This window comes from Dehalococcoidia bacterium (assembly GCA_025054935.1).
Lineage (GTDB): Bacteria > Chloroflexota > Dehalococcoidia > SpSt-223 > SpSt-223 > JANWZD01.
Genome location: JANWZD010000037.1, coordinates 1 through 1,290, shown reverse-complemented (window position 1 = coordinate 1,290; position 1,290 = coordinate 1). Strand labels below are relative to the sequence as shown.

The following is a 1,290-nucleotide window of genomic DNA, read 5'->3' as shown; positions in this document are numbered from 1 at the left end:
GGCCCTCGAGAGCAATGCCGGATTGACCTGCCCTCTGCCTTTTGCAGGAGCGCGAGTGTAGCCACGACTGGGATTGCGTCGCCGGCATTGGGGCCGGCTCGCAATGACGGACAGGAGGAGCGCCCCCGTCGTGGCGCCGTCATTGCGAGGCCGGTGGAGCAGGCCGGCAAGAATGGCGACGCCGGAGGGGCGCCCTCGTCGTGGCACGGTCATTGCGAGGCCGAGGGAACCGAGGCCGTGGCAATCCCGATCGCAGCCACTGGCCTCGTAACTCTGCGGTCTCGTCACCCCAAGATCCAACCGCTCGGCTATTATGGCTAGGCGATGAAAGGCGGCTGTGTCTACATTCTCACCAATCAGCGCCATACTGTGCTCTATGTCGGCGTGACCAGCGATCTCCGCGCTCGCCTCTGGCAGCACCGAGCCAAGCTCGTCGAGGGCTTCACTAAGCGCTACAACGTCACCAAGCTGGTGTGGTTCGAGTGTGGGGATGATATTGCTAGCGCCATCAAACGAGAGAAGCAGATCAAGGCGGGCTCACGACGGGCGAAGGAGAAGCTGATCGCAGCAATGAACCCGACGTGGCGCGACCTTGCTGACGAGTTGTAGCGGCACGACGGTGGTCTCCTCGAAGTGCCCGCTGTCGTGAGGGCAGCGAGGCGCCGGCGCGTTTTCCTTGGAGCAGGATTGCTGCCGATGCTCTTTCCAGCATGCATTCCGTGGCGCAAGGCGAGCCGCGTTGCAATTTCCTTCGGGATTGCTTCGCCGGCCTGACGGCCGGCTCGCAATGACGGCAGAGAGGAGGCCGCGGTGAAGGCTCGACAACGCCACGGTAATCAGCCGCCCCCGCAAGGACGGCTGCAGGGAAGCTTGCAGCGAAGCCAACTGAGGGAGCGGCATGTTCCTCGCCGCCACCGGCAATGACGGAGGATGACTGCACAGCGCAACCGATCGTGTGCGGCTCGCCGCTTCTCGACCAGCGCGCAACGAGGTAAATGGCGGGCCACGCTCATCTCAAAACGCACGACGTCAGCTCACCCATAATCCTGGCATGGCATCGAGAGCGAGGAACGACCCCGACCCGCTGTCTCGGTCGACGACCGGTGACCACTCTTACTGTCGAGCTGCTGCTCCCTTTCGCAGCAGCACAGGTGACGGGCTATGCCAAGTGACCACCATCACCGTCATTGCGAGCCGGCCGTCAGGCCGGCGACGCAATCCCGTCGTGGCTACACTCGCGCTCCTGTAAGAGGCCGAGGGCAGGTCAATCCGGGATTGCTCTCGAGAGCG

At 63.7% G+C, this 1,290-nt stretch carries 1 protein-coding gene; it reads left to right on the top strand.

Features of this window, described 5'->3' with window-relative positions; genetic code table 11:
* Window positions 1-324 precede the first annotated feature (324 nt).
* Entirely contained in the window at window positions 325-609 is a 285-nt protein-coding gene (locus NZ773_16135; protein ID MCS6803456.1) for a GIY-YIG nuclease family protein, read from the top strand.
* Window positions 610-1,290: the final 681 nt, after the last annotated feature.

What these genes read in the sequence shown, in the direction of transcription:
- NZ773_16135 (MCS6803456.1), top strand. Translation starts at nt 325, where the DNA reads ATGAAAGGCGGCTGTGTCTACATTCTCACCAATCAGCGCCATACTGTG.